Below are 17,315 nucleotides of genomic sequence, written 5' to 3' on the forward strand. Positions count from 1 at the left end.
CACCCGATCGCCTTGTAACACCGCGTCCCAGGCTGTGGACCTCCGGGGCTTCCGCATGATTCCGTTCTAAGGGCGAACTAATATTGGGGTTATCGCCCTGACGGGGGGATCGACGTGTCACCCACAAGGTGGCAAGCCGACCCAAGCTTCGACTTGGAGATGAACAGAACAGTGACCATCGAGGTCAAGCAGCTCGACCGCGTGGTGATCCGCTTCGCCGGCGATTCCGGCGACGGGATGCAACTCACGGGGGACAGGTTCACCGCGGAAACGGCATCGTTCGGCAATGATCTGTCGACCTTGCCCAACTTCCCCGCCGAGATCCGGGCACCAGCCGGAACTCTGCCGGGAGTGTCGTCCTTCCAGCTCCACTTCGCCGACCACGACATCCTCACGCCGGGTGATGCGCCCGACGTGCTGATCGCGATGAACCCGGCGGCGCTGAAGGCGAACCTCAAGGACGTGCCGCGCGGCGCGACCCTGATCGTCGACACCGCGGACTTCACCGCGCGCAACCTGAAGCGGATCGGGTACGACGAGAACCCGCTGGAGACCGGCGAGCTCGACGGGTACCACGTGGTCCCGCTGAACCTGACCGGCATGACGGTGGAGTCGGTCAAGGAGTTCGGCCTGACCCGCAAGGACGCGTCCCGGGCGAAGAACATGTATGCGCTCGGTCTGGTGTCCTGGCTGTTCCAGCGGCCGGTCGAGTCGACGATCACCTTCCTGCAGACCAAGTTCGCGTCCAAGCCGGACATCCGGGACGCGAACATCGCGGCCTTCCGCGCGGGCTACAACTTCGGTGAGACCGCCGAGGAGTTCTCGGTCCGGTACGAGGTGAAGCCGGCTCACATGGCCACCGGCACCTACCGGAACATCTCCGGCAACCTCGCGCTGGCGTACGGCCTGGTGGCGGGCGCCCAGCGGGCCGGGTTGCCACTGGTCCTCGGTGCGTACCCGATCACCCCGGCGTCCGACGTACTGCACGAGCTGTCCAAGCTCAAGCGGTTCAACGTCACCACGATCCAGGCCGAGGACGAGATCGCCGGTGTCGGCGCCGCCCTGGGCGCGTCGTTCGGCGGCGCCCTCGGCGTCACCACGTCGTCCGGTCCGGGCATCAGCCTGAAGTCCGAGACGATCGGCCTCGGCGTGATGCTTGAGCTCCCGCTGGTGGTCTGTGACATCCAGCGCGCCGGCCCCTCGACGGGTATGCCGACCAAGACCGAGCAGGCCGACCTGCTGCAGGTGATGTTCGGCCGCAACGGCGAGGCGCCGCTGCCGGTGATCGCGGCCCAGTCCCCCGCGGACTGCTTCGCGATCGCGGTCGAGGCGGCCCGGATCGCGATCACCTACCGGACACCGGTGATCGTGCTGTCCGACGGCTACCTGGCGAACGGTTCCGAGCCGTGGAAGATCCCGGTCATCGAGGACCTGCCGACGATCGACCCGGACTTCACCGTCGAGCCGAACGCGACCGACGACAAGGGCGCCCCGAAGTACCTCCCCTACCTGCGCGACCCGGAGACCCTCGCCCGTGCCTGGGCAGTTCCCGGTACGGCGGGCCTGGACCACCGGATCGGCGGTCTGGAGAAGGAGGACAAGACCGGGAACATCTCCTACGACCCGGCCAACCACGACCTGATGATCCGCACCCGCCAGGCGAAGGTGGACGGGATCACTGTCCCGCCCGTCGAGGTCGACGACCCGGACGGTACGGCGAAGGTCCTGGTGCTCGGGTGGGGTTCGACGTACGGCCCGATCGGCGCCGCTGTCCGCCGGGTCCGCAAGGTCGGCGGCAAGATCGCGCAGGCGCACCTGCGGCACCTGAACCCGTTCCCGTCGAACCTCGGCGACGTGCTGAAGTCGTACGACAAGGTCCTCGTGCCGGAGATGAACCTCGGCCAGCTGGCGATGCTGCTGCGCGCCAAGTACCTGGTCGACGTGGTCTCGTACGCGCAGGTCCGCGGCATGCCGCTCGGCGCCGCCGAACTGGCCGAGGTGATCGGCAACCTGGTCGAGGAGACCGAAGGGATCGACGACGACGCCCGCCACCTGGGGGCGGCCGCGGCCGCCGTCAAGCACGGCGAGGCACTGGCCGACCAGAACGGCCATCTCAAGACGGAAGGTGCACGATGAGCGCCGTAGAGCTCGGTATGCCGAGCCTGCCGAACGGACTGCAGGGCGTCCCGGCCGCGACCGAGCCGCAGAACCGCAAGGAGTACGTGTCGGACCAGGAGGTCCGCTGGTGCCCGGGGTGCGGTGACTACGCCGTACTCGCGGCCTTCCAGGGCTTCCTGCCCGAGCTCGGGATCAAGCGCGAGAACGTCGCGATGGTCTCCGGGATCGGCTGCTCGTCCCGCTTCCCGTACTACCTGTCGACGTACGGCATGCACTCGATCCACGGCCGCGCGCCGGCGATCGCGACCGGGCTCGCGACGGCCCGGCCGGACCTGAGCGTGTGGGTGGTGACCGGTGACGGCGACGCGCTGTCGATCGGCGGCAACCACCTGATCCACACGCTGCGGCGGAACGTGAACATGAAGATCCTGCTGTTCAACAACCGGATCTACGGGCTCACCAAGGGGCAGTACTCGCCGACGTCGGAGCCGGGCAAGGTGACGAAGTCGACGCCGATGGGCTCGGTGGACAATCCGTTCAACCCGGTCTCGCTGGCGCTCGGCGCGGAGGCGACGTTCGTGGCACGCACCGTCGACTCCGACCGCAAGCACCTCACCTCGGTCCTGCGGGCCGCGGCCGAGCACCGCGGTACGGCGTTCGTGGAGATCTACCAGAACTGCCCGATCTTCAACGACAACGCGTTCGACGCGATCAAGAACCCGGAGACCCGGGACGACGCGATCATCCCGCTCGTGCACGGCGAGCCGATCCGCTTCGGCACCGACGGGCACCTCGGCGTGGTGCGCGACGGCTTCGCCTCGCTGGCCGTCCGCGAGGTCGCCGACCTACCCGGCGGCGAGTCGGACCTGGTCGTCCACGACGCCCACACCGAGGACCCGGCGTACGCGTTCGCCCTGTCCCGGCTGACCGACGGCGGTGTCCTGCACCAGGCCCCGATCGGCGTCTTCCGGTCCGTCGAGCGTCCGGCGTACGACGACCTGGTCCGTCAGCAGATCACCACCGCCCAGGAATCCCAGGGCACCGGCGACCTGCAGGCCCTGGTCACCGGCGCGGACACCTGGACCGTGAACTAGAGCAGTTCGAGCAAGGTCTGCCCGGCCGCGCGGTCCAGATGCCGCGCGGTCAGGCCGGCCGCTTGCGCGGCGACCACGTCCAGCTCGAGGTTGTCGCCGATCATCAGCGCATCGGACGGCTCGACTCCCAGCGCTTCGCACACCCGGTGGTAGGCCCGCGGGTCGGGCTTGCTGAAACCGAGCGATTCCGAGGTGCAGACGACGTCGATCAAGTCGGCCAGCCCGATCTTCTGCAACTTCGCGTTCTGCTGCCGGGTGCTGCCGTTGGTGAGTACGCCGATCCGCCATCCGTTGCCCCGAGCAACTTCCAGCGCGGGACGCGCGTCCGGGTACGCGATCCAGTTGTTCACGTACTGTGTGAGGTACCCCTCGAACACCTCGTCCAACTCGGCATCGGTCGCCGGGACCGGGCGACCGAGCACCGGCAGAAAAGCGCGAAGTCGCCCGCGCCGCTGGCCCTGGTGCGTGAGCTCCCCGGCCAGAAAGCGATTGAACTGATCCTCTTCGATCACGAACCACTCGGCGATCAGCTCATCCGTCGGCGTGATCCCCAGCTCCGTCACCCAGCTGCGCAGACCCGCCACGGCACACCCTGTGTGATCGAACAACGTGTTGTCCAAATCAAACACAACCGCCTTCATGCGCGGACCACCGAGTCGCGGTTGAGCTCTCGATGGTTGGCGTAGCCGGAGAGGGCGAGGGTCAGGTCGAGTTCGGCGAGGAAGCAGCGGAGGACGTGCTCTACGCCGGCTTGGCCGGCCAGGGCCAGGCCGTACAACAAAGGTCGGCCTAGAAGTATCGCCTTCGCTCCCAGGGCGAGTGCCTTGGCCGCGTCGGCCCCGGTGCGTACGCCGGAGTCGAAGAGGATCGTGAGCTGCTCACCGACCGCGTCCGCGATCGCCGGCAGTGCGTCCAGCGAGGCGATCGCGCCGTCGACCTGGCGGCCGCCGTGGTTCGAGACCACGAGGCCGTCCACGCCGTGCTCGGCCGCGAGCTTGGCGTCCTCGACGTGGGTGATGCCCTTGAGCACGATCGGGCCGTCCCAGTTGTCCCGCAGGAACGACAGGTCGTCCCAGGACAGGCCGACGTTCGGGAACATCTGCGCCCAGTGCATCACCGCCGCGCCGGGGTCCTCGTCGATCGGCTTGGCCAGCTTCGCCCGGAACGCCGGGTCGCTGAAGTAGTTCGCCAGCCCCTCCCCCTTCAGGAACGGCAGGAACCCGCGGTCCAGGTCGGCCGGGCGCCAGCCGATCGTCCCGGTGTCCAGGGTGACGACGAGTACGGCGTACCCCGCGGCCTTCGCGCGCTGCAAGAAGCTCAGGCAGACGTCGCGGTCGGTCGGGTAGTACAGCTGGAACCACTTGCTGGTTGCCTCGATCTGCTCGATCGCGTGGCTCGCCTGGGTCGAGTGCGTGTAGGTCAGGCCGAGCGCGTCCGCGGCGCGTGCGGTCGCCAGCTCGCCGTCCGGGTGCGCGAGGGTCTGTACGCCGATCGGCGCGACCAGGACCGGCGCCGGCATCGCCGTGCCGAGCACTGTGCAGGAGAGATCGCGTTCCGTGCTGCCGCGGAGCATCCGCGGCACCAGGCGCCAGCGGTCGAACGCGGATCGGTTGGCCCGGGCGGTCGCGCCTTCACCGGCGCTCGGCACGATGTAGCCCATCGCCTCGGCCGGCAGTTTCCCGGCCGCCTGCGACTCCAGCCGCGCCAGGTCGGTCGTGATCTCCGGCGTCACCCCCTGCAGCATCCCTTGCAGATAGATCTGCAACTGGAAATCACCGAAGTTGGCCATGCCGGATGCTCCCACAACGCCATGACATCCGTCAGCACAGGATCCGGACGGATCGCATCCGTGCGGGCGGTCGCCGGCCACGAGAGTGACAGGTATGACGATGACCGCCCCAAGGCAGAGCAGCGTGAAGCGCAGCCTGCCGGCTCTCGGCCTGTTCTTCCTCGCTCCCCTGGTTGCGGAGTTCCTGCTCGGGAACATCCCGCTCACCGGTCTCTTCGCGCTCTTCGGCCTGGCTCCGTTGTACGGCGGCGGCGCGGTCCTGATCCGCGAACTCGTTCGCCGCCGCGGCTGGGGATACCCGAGCGTGCTGATCCTCGGGCTGGCGTACGGCGTACTGGAGGAAGGCATCACCACCCAGTCGCTGTTCAACCCGAACTACGTCGACCAGCGACTCCTCGACCCCGGGCACATCGGGTTCCTCGGGATGGGCGCGCCGTGGACGCTGTTCGTGCTCGGACTGCACACGGTCTGGAGCATCACGGTGCCGATCGTCCTCACCGAGTCGATCTCGCGCCGGCCCCGCGAGCCCTGGCTCGGCAAGATCGGCCTGAGTGTGTACGGCGTACTGTTCGTCTTCGGCGTGGTCGCGACGACGGCCATCCAGCTCAACAACGACTCGTTCGTGGCATCGCCGGCCCAGTTCGCGGGCGTGGCGGTGGCGATCGTCGCGCTGGTGGGCATCGCGGTGTCGGTCGGTCGTCGAACGTCTCGCCGTACGGCGGGCTCCGTGCCGTCCGTGGTGATCACGGGAGCGGCCGTCCTGGTCCTCGGCTCAGGATGGATGCTGACCGACCACCTGACCGACAACGGCTGGATCACCGCCGCCGCGCTGCTCCTCCTCGAACTGATCGCGGTCGCCATGCTCACGACTTGGTCCCGGCGGAGCGGCTGGACGCAGCGGCACTCGATGGCCGCGGCCGGCGGCGCGCTGCTGACGTACGCGTGGCACGCGTTCCCGGAGACGCCGGTCTTCGAGGCCTCGCGGACGGTGGATCTGATCGGGAACACGGTGTTCGCCCTGCTCGCGCTGGTCCTGCTGGCCTTTGCGACAATCAGGTGTGAAAAGTTCGGTGACTCCTGACGATCGCGAGACCGCGCGACACGTCAGCCTGGCGTTGTTCGCGCTGGCGACGGGCGGTTTCGCGATCGGGACCACCGAGTTCGTCACGATGGGGCTGCTGCCGCAGATCGCGGACGGCGTGCACATCTCGATCCCGACCGCCGGCCACGTGATCGCGGCGTACGCGCTGGGCGTCGTGGTCGGCGCTCCCGTGATCGCGGCGCTCGGCGCGCGGACCGGGCGGAAACGGTTGCTGCTCGGGCTCGTGGCGGTGTTCGTGGTCGGCAACGTGCTGTCGGCGGTTGCCTCGAGCTACGAGTTCCTGCTGGCCGCGCGGTTCCTGTCCGGGCTGCCGCACGGTGCGTTCTTCGGGATCGGCGCGGTGGTCGGCGCGTCGATGGTGGCGCCGGACCGGCGGGCGCGCGCGGTGTCGATGACGATGGTCGGGCTTCCGGTCGCGAACATCATCGGCGTACCTCTGACGACCCTGCTCGGGCAGCAACTCGGGTGGCAGGTGCCGTTCCTCGCGGTCGGGGTGCTGGGGTTGCTGACGCTGGTCGCGGTCTGGTTCTGGGTGCCGCCGCAGGCCGTCGGGAGCGACGTCAACATCCGCAGCGAGCTCAGCGCGCTGGCCCGGCCGCAGGTGTGGATGGCGCTGCTGGTCGGGATGGTCGGGTTCGGCGGCATGTTCGCGACGTACTCGTACATCACGCCGACGATGACGGAACTGGCCGGTTTCTCCGAGTCCGCCGTGACGATCGTGCTGGCCGTGTACGGCGTCGGCATGACCGTCGGCACCGTCCTCGGTGGACGCCTCGCCGACCGGTGGCTGATGGGCAGCGTGTACGGCGGACTGGTCGCGGTCGCCGTCGTACTGGGAACGTTCGGCTGGCTCGCGCAGAGCCGGGCGGGCGCCCTGATTGCAGTGTTCGCGATGGGCTGCTCCGCGAGCATCCTGGTGCCGGCGCTGCAGACCCGCCTGATGGACGTCGCGCACGAAGGCCAGTCGCTGGCCGCGTCGCTGAACCACTCCACGCTCAATATCGCCAACGCGCTCGGGGCTTGGCTCGGCGGTGTCGTACTGGCCGCCGGCTACGGCTACGAATGGCCCAGCCGCCTCGGCGCCGCACTCGCCGTCGCCGGCCTGATCCTGGCCGTGATCTCCGGCCTGATGGAACGTAGAGGGTCGACTCAGGTACTTGCCTGAGGGTTTCCTCACCGCGGACTTGGTTAGATCGGGGTATGGCGACCTTGACGTTGGGCGCGGCCGATCTGGTACGGCGGCGTGGGCTGCGGCAGATGCGATCGGTGGCGTTGGCGCTGCTGGTGCTGGCCGCGGTGATCTACGTGGTGACGCTGCACCGCAGCGGCGGCTGGGGGTACGTGAACGCGGCGGCCGAAGCGGCGATGGTGGGCGCGTTGGCGGACTGGTTCGCGGTGACGGCGCTGTTCCGGCGGCCGCTCGGGCTGCCGATCCCGCACACCGCGATCGTGCCGACCCGGAAGGACAGCCTCGCCGAGAGCCTGGAGCAGTTCGTCACCGAGAACTTCCTGTCCGAGGAAGTCGTCGGGGAGAAGATGCGGACCGCCGAGGTGAGCCGGCGGGCCGGTGAGTGGCTTGCCGCCGGCAACCACGCCGAGCGGATCGTGGCCGAAGGCGCGCGCACGGTCGGGGCGGCGCTGCCGAAACTCGGCGACGAGGACGTGACCGCGTTCGTGAGCGGGTCGTTGCTGCCGCGGTTCGTGAAGGAGCCGTTGAGCCCGATCGCCGGGCACTTCGTGGGGTCCGTGGTCGACGACGGCGCTCACCACGCGCTGCTCGACCTGTTGCTGGTGGAGGCCCACGACTGGCTGGCCGACAACCGGGACCTGCTGGCGGATGTCGTCGGGCCGCGGGCGCCGCGGTGGTCACCGCAGTGGGTGGATCGGATGGTGATCGACCGGATCCACCGCGAGGCGCTGGCGTGGCTGGCCGACGTACGGGACAACCAGTCGCATCCGGCGCGGCGGGCGATCGATCGGCTGCTCGGGCAGCTGGCTCACGACCTGCAGCACGACCCGGACACGATGGCGCGGTTCGAGGCGTGGAAGGCGCGAATGCTGACGCACCCGGACATGGGTTCGAGCCTGACCGCGGTCTGGGACGCGATGCGCACCGCCCTGATCGACTCGATCAACGACCCGAGCAGCACCCTCCGGGCGCGGGCGATCCGGGCCCTGCAGGAGCTGGGGCAACGGCTCCAGGACGACGAGTCGCTGCGCGCGAAGGTCGACAGCCGCGCCGCCGAGGCCGTCGGGTACGTCGTCCGCACGTACGGCCGCGAGATCGTCTCGGTCATCTCCGACACCATCGAACGCTGGGACGGCCGCGAAGCCGCCGCCCGCATCGAACTCCACGTCGGCCGCGACCTCCAGTTCATCCGCATCAACGGCACCGTCGTCGGAGCCCTCGTCGGCCTCACCATCCACACCGTGAGCCAGCTGCTGTGAACCCGACGAACATCCGCAAGCGGAAGCGGCCGCAGGCCGCGGCGGTAGCGCTTGGGCTACCGCCGCTGACCGACTTCGGGGATCGTCCGCTGGACTAGATGCCGCAGTTCGGGGCGCTCCAGAAGTTGCTGGTGCGGATGTCCGCGTGGGTGTGGTCGTTGTGGCCGGGGTAGCCGGGGCCGAGGATGCCGCCGAAGCCGTGGTAGCGAGCTTGCTTTGCGAGAGTGCAGAGCGAGTGGACGCCGACCAGGTCCGCGGACCGGCCGTAGAGGTGCTGGCTGTCACTGGCGCCGCCGACCTGGCTGTTGCACGAGTAGCTGCGGAAACCGCTGGAGATGTTAAGGGGCTGGTCACCGAGCGCGTGCCGCAACGCCTCCAGGTGCCACATCGTCTCGAGCGCGTTGGCCTTGGTCGCTGCCTCGGACAGCGGACCGCCGTCGTACCCCGACCCGCCGCACCCGTCGTCGAGCTCGGCGTACGTGAAATGGATCGGCGTGCAGTCGTCGTCCTGCAGCGCATAGATCTTGGTGAACGTGGCCGAACCGGCGACTCCGTCCTGCGCCAGCCCGTAGGCCGCCTGGAATCGCTGCACCGCGGCCTTCGTCGCGGGGCCGAACTCACCGTCGATCGCCAGGTGCGCACCGTATCCGGGATATCCGGAGACCCGGATCTGCAACTGCCGCACGTCCGCGCCGGACATGCCTTGACTGAGGGTGCGGCCCCACGTGTAACAGCCGTCCGCGTGGGCGACGGTCGTGGCCACGACCTGTGAAGCGGTGAGGGTCGCCACGAACAGCAGGAGTACGGCGAACAGCCGCGGCAACGGTCGAGTGATGGACATCGGACACCTCCGGGGCGGTGAAGGGATCTGTCCCCGAACAGCATTCCGTCATTTTCCGCCTCTTGGCCAGCGCTCACCGGAAATTTCCGACACGCACGCGACTTTCCGACCCGGCAGGCAACTTTCCGCAACGGCCAGCCGGTCCAGCAGGATGTGAGCATCGACGACGGCGTCTTGGCGACGGGGGTGACCGCGGTGCACGACGGCACGGACACCTTCGACACGTTCGTCGCCGCGCGCTCGCGGGCCCTGCTGCGGACCGCCTACCTGCTGACCCGCGACCATGCGCTGGCCGAGGACCTCGTCCAGACCGCGCTGGCCAAGGCGTGGTTCCACTGGTCCCGGATCCGCGAGGACAACCCGGAGCCGTACGTCCGGCGGATCCTGGTCACGACGTACTCCTCCTGGTGGCGCCGCCGCTGGAACGGCGAGATCCCGACCGAGGAACTGCCCGACGCCCCGACCCCGGACGGCGAGGACGCACTCGACCTCTGGGACGCCATCGGTCGCCTCCCCCGCCGGCAACGCGCGGTCGTCGTCCTGCGCTTCTACGAGGACCTGAGCGAGGCCGAGACCGCCCGGCTGATGGGCAGTTCCGTCGGCACCGTCAAGAGCCAGACCGCCAAGGCTCTCGCCAAGCTCCGCCTCGACCCTTCCCTTGCCACCCCAGCAGATCTGGAGACCCCGTGATGAACCTCCAGGACCTGCGCGACGAGCTCACCACCCGCGCCGCCTCCGCCGACCAGCACTCAGGTGACCTGCTGCCCGGTGTGCAGCAGAAGATCCGCCGCACCAAGCAGCGCCGCGCCTTCACCGCGCTCGGCGTGGTCGCCGTACTCGCGGCCGTCGCCGCCACCCTCGTCCCCACGATGAGCCCGACGCCACCAGCCGACAACCCACCCGAGGACTACACCAGGGACGGCCTCACGGTCCCAGGAACGGTCGGCAGCGACAAGTTGCTCAAGGCATGGATCGGCGACCGCGGCCAGAGCAGTCTGTCGTTCGCGTGGACCCCGACCACGGACTCGATCACCATCCACGCCAACTGCGAGGCCGCCGGCGCCATGTACGCGATCCGCTTCCGCATCAACGGCTGGTACCTCGGTGACGCGAGCTGCGACGCCGGCCCGAACGCGTGGGCGATGGACAGCGGCGTCACCCTCGCACCGGACTCGGCTTTCTGGCTGGCCTCCCCGGTCGGCAAGGCGGCGCGGGTCTCCGCCGATCTGATCGAGCTGGAGTCAGGCCGGCCGGCCGGCAAGGACAGCCGGATCTGGTTCGGCATCTACTCCACCTCGCCCAACCCGCCGAGCAGCAACGGCGCACCGGCACGGCTTGCGCCGGTGGATGCGGGCGCGTACCAAAAGGACGGAGTGGTCTACCGGAAGACGGTCGGTGGCGACACCCTGGCCGCCGCGCAGGTCGCCAACCTGGATCGCCTCGATGTGCGGTTCAGCTTCACTGCGACCGGAGCCAAGCTGGTCCTGCACCCGTTCTGTACGGCGAACTCGGGCTACGTCGGCGACAACCCGCCGCACACCGTGGAGATGCGCGTCGGCTCCGGGCAGCCGGTAAAGGCCACCTGCGAGGCGAGCTCGACCGACGCCGTGAAAGGCAGCAGTCTCACGATCGACTCGCCGGTGCCGGCCGGGCAACGTGTCGACGTGGTTGCGAAGGTCTTGTCGACCAGCCCGCACCTCATCGGGATGCCGGCGGACGTCCGGTTGGGTCTGGGCGTCTACTTCCAGGGGCCGCAGCGAGTCATCGACGGGATGGAGCTTCCGGAGCAGACCGAGGTGGCCGGGTACCGGTACCGGCTTGCGGAGGTGAAGACCGCGCCCGGGCCGGACCGACGCCTCGCGACCGATACCCCGGCGGACCAGCCGTACGTCGTCGCCTACGGAGGCTCGCCCCTCGGCCCGGGCGGCGGGTTCCAGGCCAGCCTCACGGTCGGCAAGACCGAGACGGGCGTCGGCGTCGCATCGGACGCCGGCGGCATGGGCATCGGCTGGGACGCACACGGTGCCTCCCCCTCCGAGCGCGCCACCCTGACGATCGCCGAAGGCAAACCCACCAAGGGAACGCTGATCCTGGCGATCTACCTACCGGACTAGGTCCTAGACCCAGCTGTGCAGGTCGGCGGCGTCCTTGGTGAACTGCTCGGGTGAGTCGTCCGCGACGAACTCCAGCAGCGCGTTGATCTCGCGAGGCTCGGCGGCCAGGCGGTCGAGGACCGGCCGCCACAGCGACTCCCGGGCCGCGAGCGGCAGCCGATTGTTCGACGGCCACCACGAGAACACGTGCACCGTGCTCAGCCACGGCATCAGCGCCTCGAGCTGCTGGAGGCACGCCGCGTCGTCGAGATCGACCGGCGGCTGCCAATACGTCGTGAGGTTCGGCGCGCCGACGTCCAGCAGCAGGGTGATCGTCGAGTCGACCTCGTCGGTGAGCGTGTTGCGGTGGAACTCCATCGCGATCTCGATCCCCGCGCCGGCAGCCATGTCGGCGAGCTCGCCCAGTCCACGGGTCACCGCCATCCGGTCACCGACGCCCGCATCCGCCGTACCGACGTTGCCTGCCCAGACCCGGATCCGGCGTGCGCCGAGCGCCTCGGCGGTGGCGATCGCGGAGCGCATCTCCTCGCGGTCCACGCTGCCGGCCCGCAGGTAGGAGCCGTACGCCGCGACTTGCAGGCCGTGCACCTCGGTCAGGTTCCGCACCCGCTTGGCGTTGACCAGGTTCCCGAGCGGGACATGCACGTCACCGCCCCATTCGATCGCCGCGAGCCCGGACTTCGCTGCCACCTCCACCACCTGGTCGACCGGCAACTGGCGAAACGTCACCGAGACCAGACCGGTCCTCACACCCACGCGCGCCTCCTGGTGTTCACCCCTCCATCCAACCGCATCACACCAGCGGTCTCACCTCACGCGTCACCCGATGGACGGTCGCCTGTCCGGCGCCTGCCTTGCTCTGATGGCATCCACGCCTTTCTTGACGGCAACCACCGGAGCGGCCACCGCACCGGCGGCACCAGCAGCAGCACCGGCGCCGGCTTCAGCGCCGGCAGCAGCACCCTTGGCAGCAGCAGGTGCCTGGGACGGTCCACCGGGCGCCTTCTTGGCCGCCGCCTCCGCGGCGAACACAACCGCGTGCGCAATGTAGTCCTGGGCGCGCCCGGTCCGCTCCGAGTCCATGGTGTTCGTCCGATCGTCCGCGGCCAGCAACTCCGCCGCCAGCGTTCGCGCCGCCGATGCTTCCGGCCGCGCCTGGTCCTGCTCGACGTGCGGTCGATCGTTGCTGGCCAGGTAGTCGCTGAACGGCTCCGCTTCCGGACTGTCCTGGTCGCCGACGGTCGCCGCGACCACATCGCGGTGCGCCCCCATGGCCTCCGCTGCGATCGCCTGCCGAACGCGCTGTCCGGCCAGCACGCGATCCTCAGCGGTGAGACTGGCCGATGCGAGCGCCGACCGTGTGACGTCGTCGGTCAACTCGTCGATGAGCTTGCCGCGGGACTGCGCCATGCGATTCCTCCTGTGGTCCGTGGCCGAAGTGCGCACAGCCTATCCACGCGGGGAGGCCGCGGCCGTCTCACGTCATGAGCAAAGCGATTGGATGCGACTGTCGATCAGGCATAGTCTGGCCGACGTGCCAGAACAGCGAAAAGGGTTTACCTATGGGTTCGCCGCGTACCTGATCTGGGGTCTGTTCCCGCTGTACTGGAAGCTTCTCGACCAGTCCGGGGCTCTCGAGCTGCTGGCCCACCGGGTGCTCTGGTCGCTGGTCACGATCGTGATCCTGGTCGCCGTACTGCGGAAGCTCGCCGCCGTGAAGGCCCTGCTCGCGGAACCACGGCGGCGGTGGCCGTTGATCGCCGCGGCGTTCCTGATCTCGGCGAACTGGGGCACCTACATCTGGGCCGTCAACAACGGCCACGTCGTGGAGACCTCGCTCGGGTACTTCATCACGCCGCTGTTCACGGTCCTGCTCGGCGTCTTCGTCCTCAAGGAACGACTCCGGCCGGTGCAGTGGACCGCGCTGGGGATCGCCTTCGTGGCCGTCGCCGGCCTGACCGTCGAGAACGGGCGGCCGCCGTGGGTGGCGATCATCCTCACGTTCTCGTTCGGGTTCTACGGGCTGGCGAAGAAGCAGGCCGGCGCCGGCGCGATCGAGGGCACGGCGATCGAGTCCGGCACCGTCGTACCGTTCGCGGTCGTGGGGATCATCGCCCTCGGGCTGCAGGGCGACGCGACGGTCACCCACCACGGGACGGCGTACCTCGTGCTCGTGCTGCTGACCGGGCCGATCACCGCCGTACCGCTGCTGCTCTTCGGGGCCGCGGCGACCCGGGTCTCGATGACGACGCTCGGGCTGCTGAACTACATCGCGCCGATCATGCAGTTCATCTGCGGCCTGGTGATCTTCCACGAGCAGATGACGCCGATGCGCTGGCTCGGTTTCGGCCTGGTGTGGGTCGCGCTGGCGCTGTTCACCTTCGACAGCATGCACACCCGCCGCCGCAACCTCGCCCTCGAACGCGCCGCGGTCACTGCTTCCGCAGTGTGATTGTTCGACCGCGCTTCGCTTTCTTAGGTCAACCTAAGCCGTGTGACGTTCACCTGACCTTCACTCGGTCGGCTCTCAGCTTCCCTAGGGTCGCTGATCGTGACCAAGTTCCTGCCGCTGATCAGTCAGATCGGCACCCGCCACGGGTCCCGCTCCCTGCGCACCTGCGAGTACAAGTGCGCGAACCAGTGCGACCACTCCGAGCCGAACACGTCCGGCAACGAGCACATCCAGACCGTGATGCGGTCCGCGTTCAGCCGCCGCAAGGTGCTCGCGATCGGCGCGGCCGGCGTCGGCGCCGCCGGTGTCGCCACGCTCGCGGTGAACGCGCCCGCGATCGCCGACCAGACCAGCCGGGGGTCGGGCAACGGATCCGGCAACGGCTCCTTCCCCGGCTTCGGCCACCGCAGTGAGCTGACGCACAGCGTCGTACCGCCGAACCGTCAGGACGACATCGTCGTACCGCAGGGGTACGACCAGGCCGTGATCATCGGCTGGGGCGACCCGGTCCTGCCGGGCGCGCCGAAGTTCGACCCGTACAAGCAGTCCGCCGAGGCGCAGGCGCGGCAGTTCGGGTACAACAACGACTACACGATGATCGTGCCGCTGCGCGACGATCGGGTGGCGTTGCTGGTCTGCAACCACGAGTACACCGACGAGAACCTGATGTTCCCGACCGGCAAGTACTCGACCGCCGAGATCGCGAAGATCGGGATGGCCGCACACGGCATGGCCGTCGTCCAGATCGAGCGCGTCGGCCGCAAGGGCGAATGGCGCCGCGACAAGCAACTGTCCCGCTACAACCGCCGGATCACCGCGTCCACCAAGTTCGAGGTGACCGGGCCGGCGGCCGCGGACGCCCGCGTCGGGAAGGTTGCCTACGGCACCTTCGGGAACTGCTCCGGCGGCGTGACGCCGTGGGGCACGATCCTGTCCGGCGAGGAGAACTTCAACGGGTACTACGACGTGAGCGGCACGATCCCCGCCGAGCACGTGGATTCCTACAAGCGGTACGGCGTACCGACGACTGTCACCAAGTCCGCGCGGCAGTGGAGCGTCGTCGACGCGCGGTTCGACCTGACCAAGACGCCGACCGAGGTCTACAGGTCCGGCTGGGTGGTCGAGGTCGACCCGTACGACCCGCGGTCGACGCCGAAGAAGCGGAGCATGCTCGGCCGCCTCAAGCACGAGGGCGCGACCACCACGATCACCGCCGACGGGCGGATCGCGGTGTACACCGGCGACGACGAGAAGGGGGAGTACCTCTACAAGTTCGTCTCGGCCGGCAAGTACGACCCGAAGAACCGCAAGAACAACTTCGGCCTGCTCGACGAGGGCACGCTGTACGTCGCCAAGTTCACCGGCGACGGCACCACGGACGGCGTGTACGACGGTATCGGCCAATGGATCCCGCTGACCTCGGACACGAAGTCGTTCGTCGACGGCATGTCCGTGCAGGAGGTGCTGATCAACACCCGGGTCGCCGGTGACAAGGTCGGCGCCACCCGGATGGACCGCCCCGAGGACGTCGAACGGAACCCGGTCAACGGCCGGATCTACGCGGCGCTGACGAACAACGACAAGCGCGGCGGCAGCTTCCCGGTCGACGAGGCGAACCCGCTCGCCGTCTCGCACGTGCGGGAGACGCTCGGCGGACCGCTGATCGAGAAGGCCGGCAACCGCAACGGGTACATCCTCGAGATCAGCGAAGAGGGCGACGACGCGGCCAGGACCGGCTTCTTCTGGACCCTGTTCCTGGTCTGCGGCGACCCGGCCGCACAGGAGACGTACTTCGGCGGCTTCGACAAGGCGAAGGTCAGCCCGATCTCCTGCCCGGACAACGTCGCGTTCGACGGCTCCGGCAACCTGTGGATCTCCACCGACGGCAACGTGCTCGGCTCGAACGACGGCATCTTCACCGTCCCGGTCGCGGGCCCGAACCGCGGCCAGGTCAAGCAGTTCCTGTCCGTGCCGCTCGCCTCCGAGGCGTGCGGGCCACTGGTCTCGGACGACGACAAGACCGCGTTCGTCGCCGTACAGCACCCGGGCGAGACCGACACCGCGACGTTCGAGAAGCCCAGCTCGACCTGGCCGCACACCGACAAGTTCCCGCGCCCCGCGATCGCCTGCGTCTGGCGCCGCGACGGCGGCCGCGTCGGCAGCTGAGCGCTCTCGAGGCCCGGCGCTCCGGCGCCGGGCCTCTTGACGATCGCTATCCTGGACATCTAATATCCAGGATATGAAGATGAACGAGGGCGTCGAGTGGGCGATGCACAGCTGCGTGAATCTGAGCTGGGCACCCGGCGAGGCGGTCACCGCCAAACGGCTCGCGGCCTTCTACAACCTGCCCACGGCGTACCTGAACAAGCAGCTCCAGGCGCTCACCCGGGCCGGCATCCTCACCTCGGTCTCGGGTCCGAAGGGCGGCTTCCAGCTGGCCCGCGACCCGCGCGACATCAGCTTGCTCGACATCGTCGTCGCCATCGACGGGCCGGACGACGCGTTCCGCTGCATGGAGATCCTCAAGGAAGGTCCGGGCGCCGACGCGCGGGCCGACTACACCAAGATCTGCGTGATCTCGCAGGCGATGCGCGGCGCCGAGCTGACCTACCGCCGCGAGCTGGCGAACCGCTCGATCGCGGACATCGCGGCCGAGGTCGTCCGGCTGAACCCGAGCGCCCCGGACAACACCCGCAACCGCTTCGCCAACCTCAAGTCGTGATAGCGGATCCCCACGCAGGCAGAACCCCCGAAATCCGCCGTTCGCGGCACGAAAACGGCGCTTCTGCCTGCGCAGCCGCACCCCACCAACCGAAGGAGACCCCATGACCACCCTGATCCGCGCCACCAACGCCGAGAACCTGGCCGCGAGCGGTGTCACATTGCTGGCCGACGTACCCGACACCGACGGGCACCTGACCAGCCACCGCTCGATCTTCCAGCCCGGCAAGGAAGGCGCTCCCCCGCACCTGCACCGCGAGGCCGCCGAACTGTTCTTCGTCCTGAGCGGCTCACTCCGCGTCCTCACCGGCGAGAACCTCGTCGAGCTCCACCAGGGCGACTTCCTGCACGTCCCACCCAACACCGCCCACGCCTTCGAGGCCGCCGGCAGCGAACCGGCCGAGGTCCTGTTCGTCCTCACCAACGCCAAGCCCCGCTTCGGCTACTACCGCCTCCTGGAAGGCGCCTACCGCGGCGAGACGGACTGGGCCGAGGTAGCCAAGACCAGCGACCTCTACGACAACCACTACGTCGAAAGCCCCACCTGGCAGAACCGCTGACTCCTGATCAGCGGACAGGCCACGTTCGCGGTCAGTGATGTGCGACACGGGACGTCACACTCTCGCTCGCTGCGGT

The 17,315-nt window shown here is 68.9% G+C and carries 16 protein-coding genes; 11 read left to right on the forward strand and 5 right to left on the reverse strand.

The features are described from left to right. The first annotated feature begins 159 nt into the window (after nt 1-159). Both E0H45_RS06545 and E0H45_RS06550 read left to right on the forward strand, forming a co-directional pair. Complete coding sequence (locus tag E0H45_RS06545) at nt 160-2,136, forward strand: 2-oxoacid:acceptor oxidoreductase subunit alpha (RefSeq protein ID WP_238154830.1); 1,977 nt, start codon at nt 160-162, stop codon at nt 2,134-2,136. Continuing rightward, nucleotides 2,133-3,212 carry a 2-oxoacid:ferredoxin oxidoreductase subunit beta gene (locus E0H45_RS06550; protein ID WP_131335339.1) on the forward strand — a complete coding sequence of 360 codons (1,080 nt, stop codon included), beginning with the start codon at nt 2,133-2,135 and terminating at the stop codon, nt 3,210-3,212. Before E0H45_RS06545 ends, E0H45_RS06550 begins: the two co-directional genes overlap by 4 nt. Here E0H45_RS06550 and E0H45_RS06555 read toward each other — a convergent pair. After that, complete coding sequence (locus E0H45_RS06555) at nt 3,209-3,853, reverse strand: HAD family hydrolase (protein ID WP_131335340.1); 645 nt, start codon at nt 3,851-3,853, stop codon at nt 3,209-3,211. The genes E0H45_RS06550 and E0H45_RS06555 overlap by 4 nt on opposite strands. Then, entirely contained in the window at nt 3,850-5,001 is a 1,152-nt protein-coding gene (locus tag E0H45_RS06560) for an alpha-hydroxy-acid oxidizing protein (RefSeq protein ID WP_131335341.1), read from the reverse strand. The genes E0H45_RS06555 and E0H45_RS06560 overlap by 4 nt, the downstream gene beginning before the upstream one ends. 100 nt (nt 5,002-5,101) lie before the next feature. Between E0H45_RS06560 and E0H45_RS06565 the strand changes: the two genes are divergently transcribed. Genes E0H45_RS06565 through E0H45_RS06575 form a run of 3 tightly spaced genes read left to right on the forward strand, consistent with a single transcriptional unit; the run spans nt 5,102 to nt 8,551 of the window. Further along, complete coding sequence (locus E0H45_RS06565; RefSeq protein ID WP_131335342.1) at nt 5,102-6,082, forward strand: hypothetical protein; 981 nt, start codon at nt 5,102-5,104, stop codon at nt 6,080-6,082. Beyond that, on the forward strand, nt 6,072-7,268 hold the full coding sequence (locus E0H45_RS06570) for an MFS transporter (RefSeq protein ID WP_131335343.1): 1,197 nt from the start codon (nt 6,072-6,074) through the stop codon (nt 7,266-7,268). Before E0H45_RS06565 ends, E0H45_RS06570 begins: the two co-directional genes overlap by 11 nt. 35 nt (nt 7,269-7,303) lie before the next feature. After that, nucleotides 7,304-8,551, forward strand: coding sequence for a DUF445 domain-containing protein (locus E0H45_RS06575; protein ID WP_131335344.1), 1,248 nt, complete (start codon nt 7,304-7,306; stop codon nt 8,549-8,551). Nucleotides 8,552-8,645: 94 nt separating this feature from the next. Here the strand turns inward: E0H45_RS06575 and E0H45_RS06580 are convergent, their stop codons facing one another. Further along, nucleotides 8,646-9,392 carry a D-Ala-D-Ala carboxypeptidase family metallohydrolase gene (locus E0H45_RS06580; protein WP_131335345.1) on the reverse strand — a complete coding sequence of 249 codons (747 nt, stop codon included), beginning with the start codon at nt 9,390-9,392 and terminating at the stop codon, nt 8,646-8,648. 153 nt (nt 9,393-9,545) lie between these two features. On the opposite strand from E0H45_RS06580, the gene E0H45_RS06585 reads away from it, so the two are divergent. Continuing rightward, nucleotides 9,546-10,082: a SigE family RNA polymerase sigma factor gene (locus E0H45_RS06585; protein WP_131335346.1), complete on the forward strand. Its 537-nt coding sequence runs from the start codon at nt 9,546-9,548 to the stop codon at nt 10,080-10,082. Further along, nucleotides 10,082-11,506: a hypothetical protein gene (locus tag E0H45_RS06590; RefSeq protein WP_131335347.1), complete on the forward strand. Its 1,425-nt coding sequence runs from the start codon at nt 10,082-10,084 to the stop codon at nt 11,504-11,506. Before E0H45_RS06585 ends, E0H45_RS06590 begins: the two co-directional genes overlap by 1 nt. A 3-nt stretch (nt 11,507-11,509) precedes the next feature. Here E0H45_RS06590 and E0H45_RS06595 read toward each other — a convergent pair whose 3' ends face one another. Next, nucleotides 11,510-12,262 (reverse strand): sugar phosphate isomerase/epimerase family protein, encoded by a 753-nt coding sequence (locus tag E0H45_RS06595; RefSeq protein ID WP_131335348.1) that lies wholly within the window; start codon nt 12,260-12,262, stop codon nt 11,510-11,512. Between the two features lie 63 nt (nt 12,263-12,325). Beyond that, nucleotides 12,326-12,916: a hypothetical protein gene (locus E0H45_RS06600; RefSeq protein WP_131335349.1), complete on the reverse strand. Its 591-nt coding sequence runs from the start codon at nt 12,914-12,916 to the stop codon at nt 12,326-12,328. Nucleotides 12,917-13,040: 124 nt separating this feature from the next. Here E0H45_RS06600 and rarD point away from each other — a divergent pair, with 124 nt between their 5' ends. From rarD to E0H45_RS06620, 4 genes are all read left to right on the forward strand, one after another. After that, nucleotides 13,041-13,958, forward strand: a complete 918-nt coding sequence (gene rarD / locus E0H45_RS06605) for an EamA family transporter RarD (RefSeq protein ID WP_131335350.1) — start codon at nt 13,041-13,043, stop codon at nt 13,956-13,958. Between the two features lie 99 nt (nt 13,959-14,057). Continuing rightward, nucleotides 14,058-16,124 carry a PhoX family protein gene (locus tag E0H45_RS06610; RefSeq protein ID WP_238154832.1) on the forward strand — a complete coding sequence of 689 codons (2,067 nt, stop codon included), beginning with the start codon at nt 14,058-14,060 and terminating at the stop codon, nt 16,122-16,124. Nucleotides 16,125-16,197: 73 nt separating this feature from the next. After that, the gene (locus E0H45_RS06615; RefSeq protein WP_131335352.1) at nt 16,198-16,680 is read left to right on the forward strand and encodes an RrF2 family transcriptional regulator; all 483 of its coding nucleotides are present in this window, start codon (nt 16,198-16,200) and stop codon (nt 16,678-16,680) included. Nucleotides 16,681-16,783: 103 nt separating this feature from the next. Then, nucleotides 16,784-17,239, forward strand: coding sequence for a cupin domain-containing protein (locus tag E0H45_RS06620; RefSeq protein ID WP_131335353.1), 456 nt, complete (start codon nt 16,784-16,786; stop codon nt 17,237-17,239). Nucleotides 17,240-17,315 lie beyond the last annotated feature (76 nt).

This window comes from Kribbella soli (assembly GCF_004331345.1).
In the GTDB taxonomy this organism is placed as follows: Bacteria; Actinomycetota; Actinomycetes; order Propionibacteriales; family Kribbellaceae; genus Kribbella; species Kribbella soli.

Bases quoted from the DNA above. Each gene is read 5' to 3' on its own strand.
- E0H45_RS06545 (WP_238154830.1), top strand. From the start codon at position 160: ATGAACAGAACAGTGACCATCGAGGTCAAGCAGCTCGACCGCGTGGTG.
- E0H45_RS06550 (WP_131335339.1), top strand. From the start codon at position 2,133: ATGAGCGCCGTAGAGCTCGGTATGCCGAGCCTGCCGAACGGACTGCAG.
- E0H45_RS06555 (WP_131335340.1), bottom strand. From the start codon at position 3,853: ATGAAGGCGGTTGTGTTTGATTTGGACAACACGTTGTTCGATCACACA.
- E0H45_RS06560 (WP_131335341.1), bottom strand. From the start codon at position 5,001: ATGGCCAACTTCGGTGATTTCCAGTTGCAGATCTATCTGCAAGGGATG.
- E0H45_RS06565 (WP_131335342.1), top strand. From the start codon at position 5,102: ATGACCGCCCCAAGGCAGAGCAGCGTGAAGCGCAGCCTGCCGGCTCTC.
- E0H45_RS06575 (WP_131335344.1), top strand. From the start codon at position 7,304: ATGGCGACCTTGACGTTGGGCGCGGCCGATCTGGTACGGCGGCGTGGG.
- E0H45_RS06580 (WP_131335345.1), bottom strand. From the start codon at position 9,392: ATGTCCATCACTCGACCGTTGCCGCGGCTGTTCGCCGTACTCCTGCTG.
- E0H45_RS06590 (WP_131335347.1), top strand. From the start codon at position 10,082: ATGAACCTCCAGGACCTGCGCGACGAGCTCACCACCCGCGCCGCCTCC.
- E0H45_RS06600 (WP_131335349.1), bottom strand. From the start codon at position 12,916: ATGGCGCAGTCCCGCGGCAAGCTCATCGACGAGTTGACCGACGACGTC.
- E0H45_RS06615 (WP_131335352.1), top strand. From the start codon at position 16,198: ATGAAGATGAACGAGGGCGTCGAGTGGGCGATGCACAGCTGCGTGAAT.
- E0H45_RS06620 (WP_131335353.1), top strand. From the start codon at position 16,784: ATGACCACCCTGATCCGCGCCACCAACGCCGAGAACCTGGCCGCGAGC.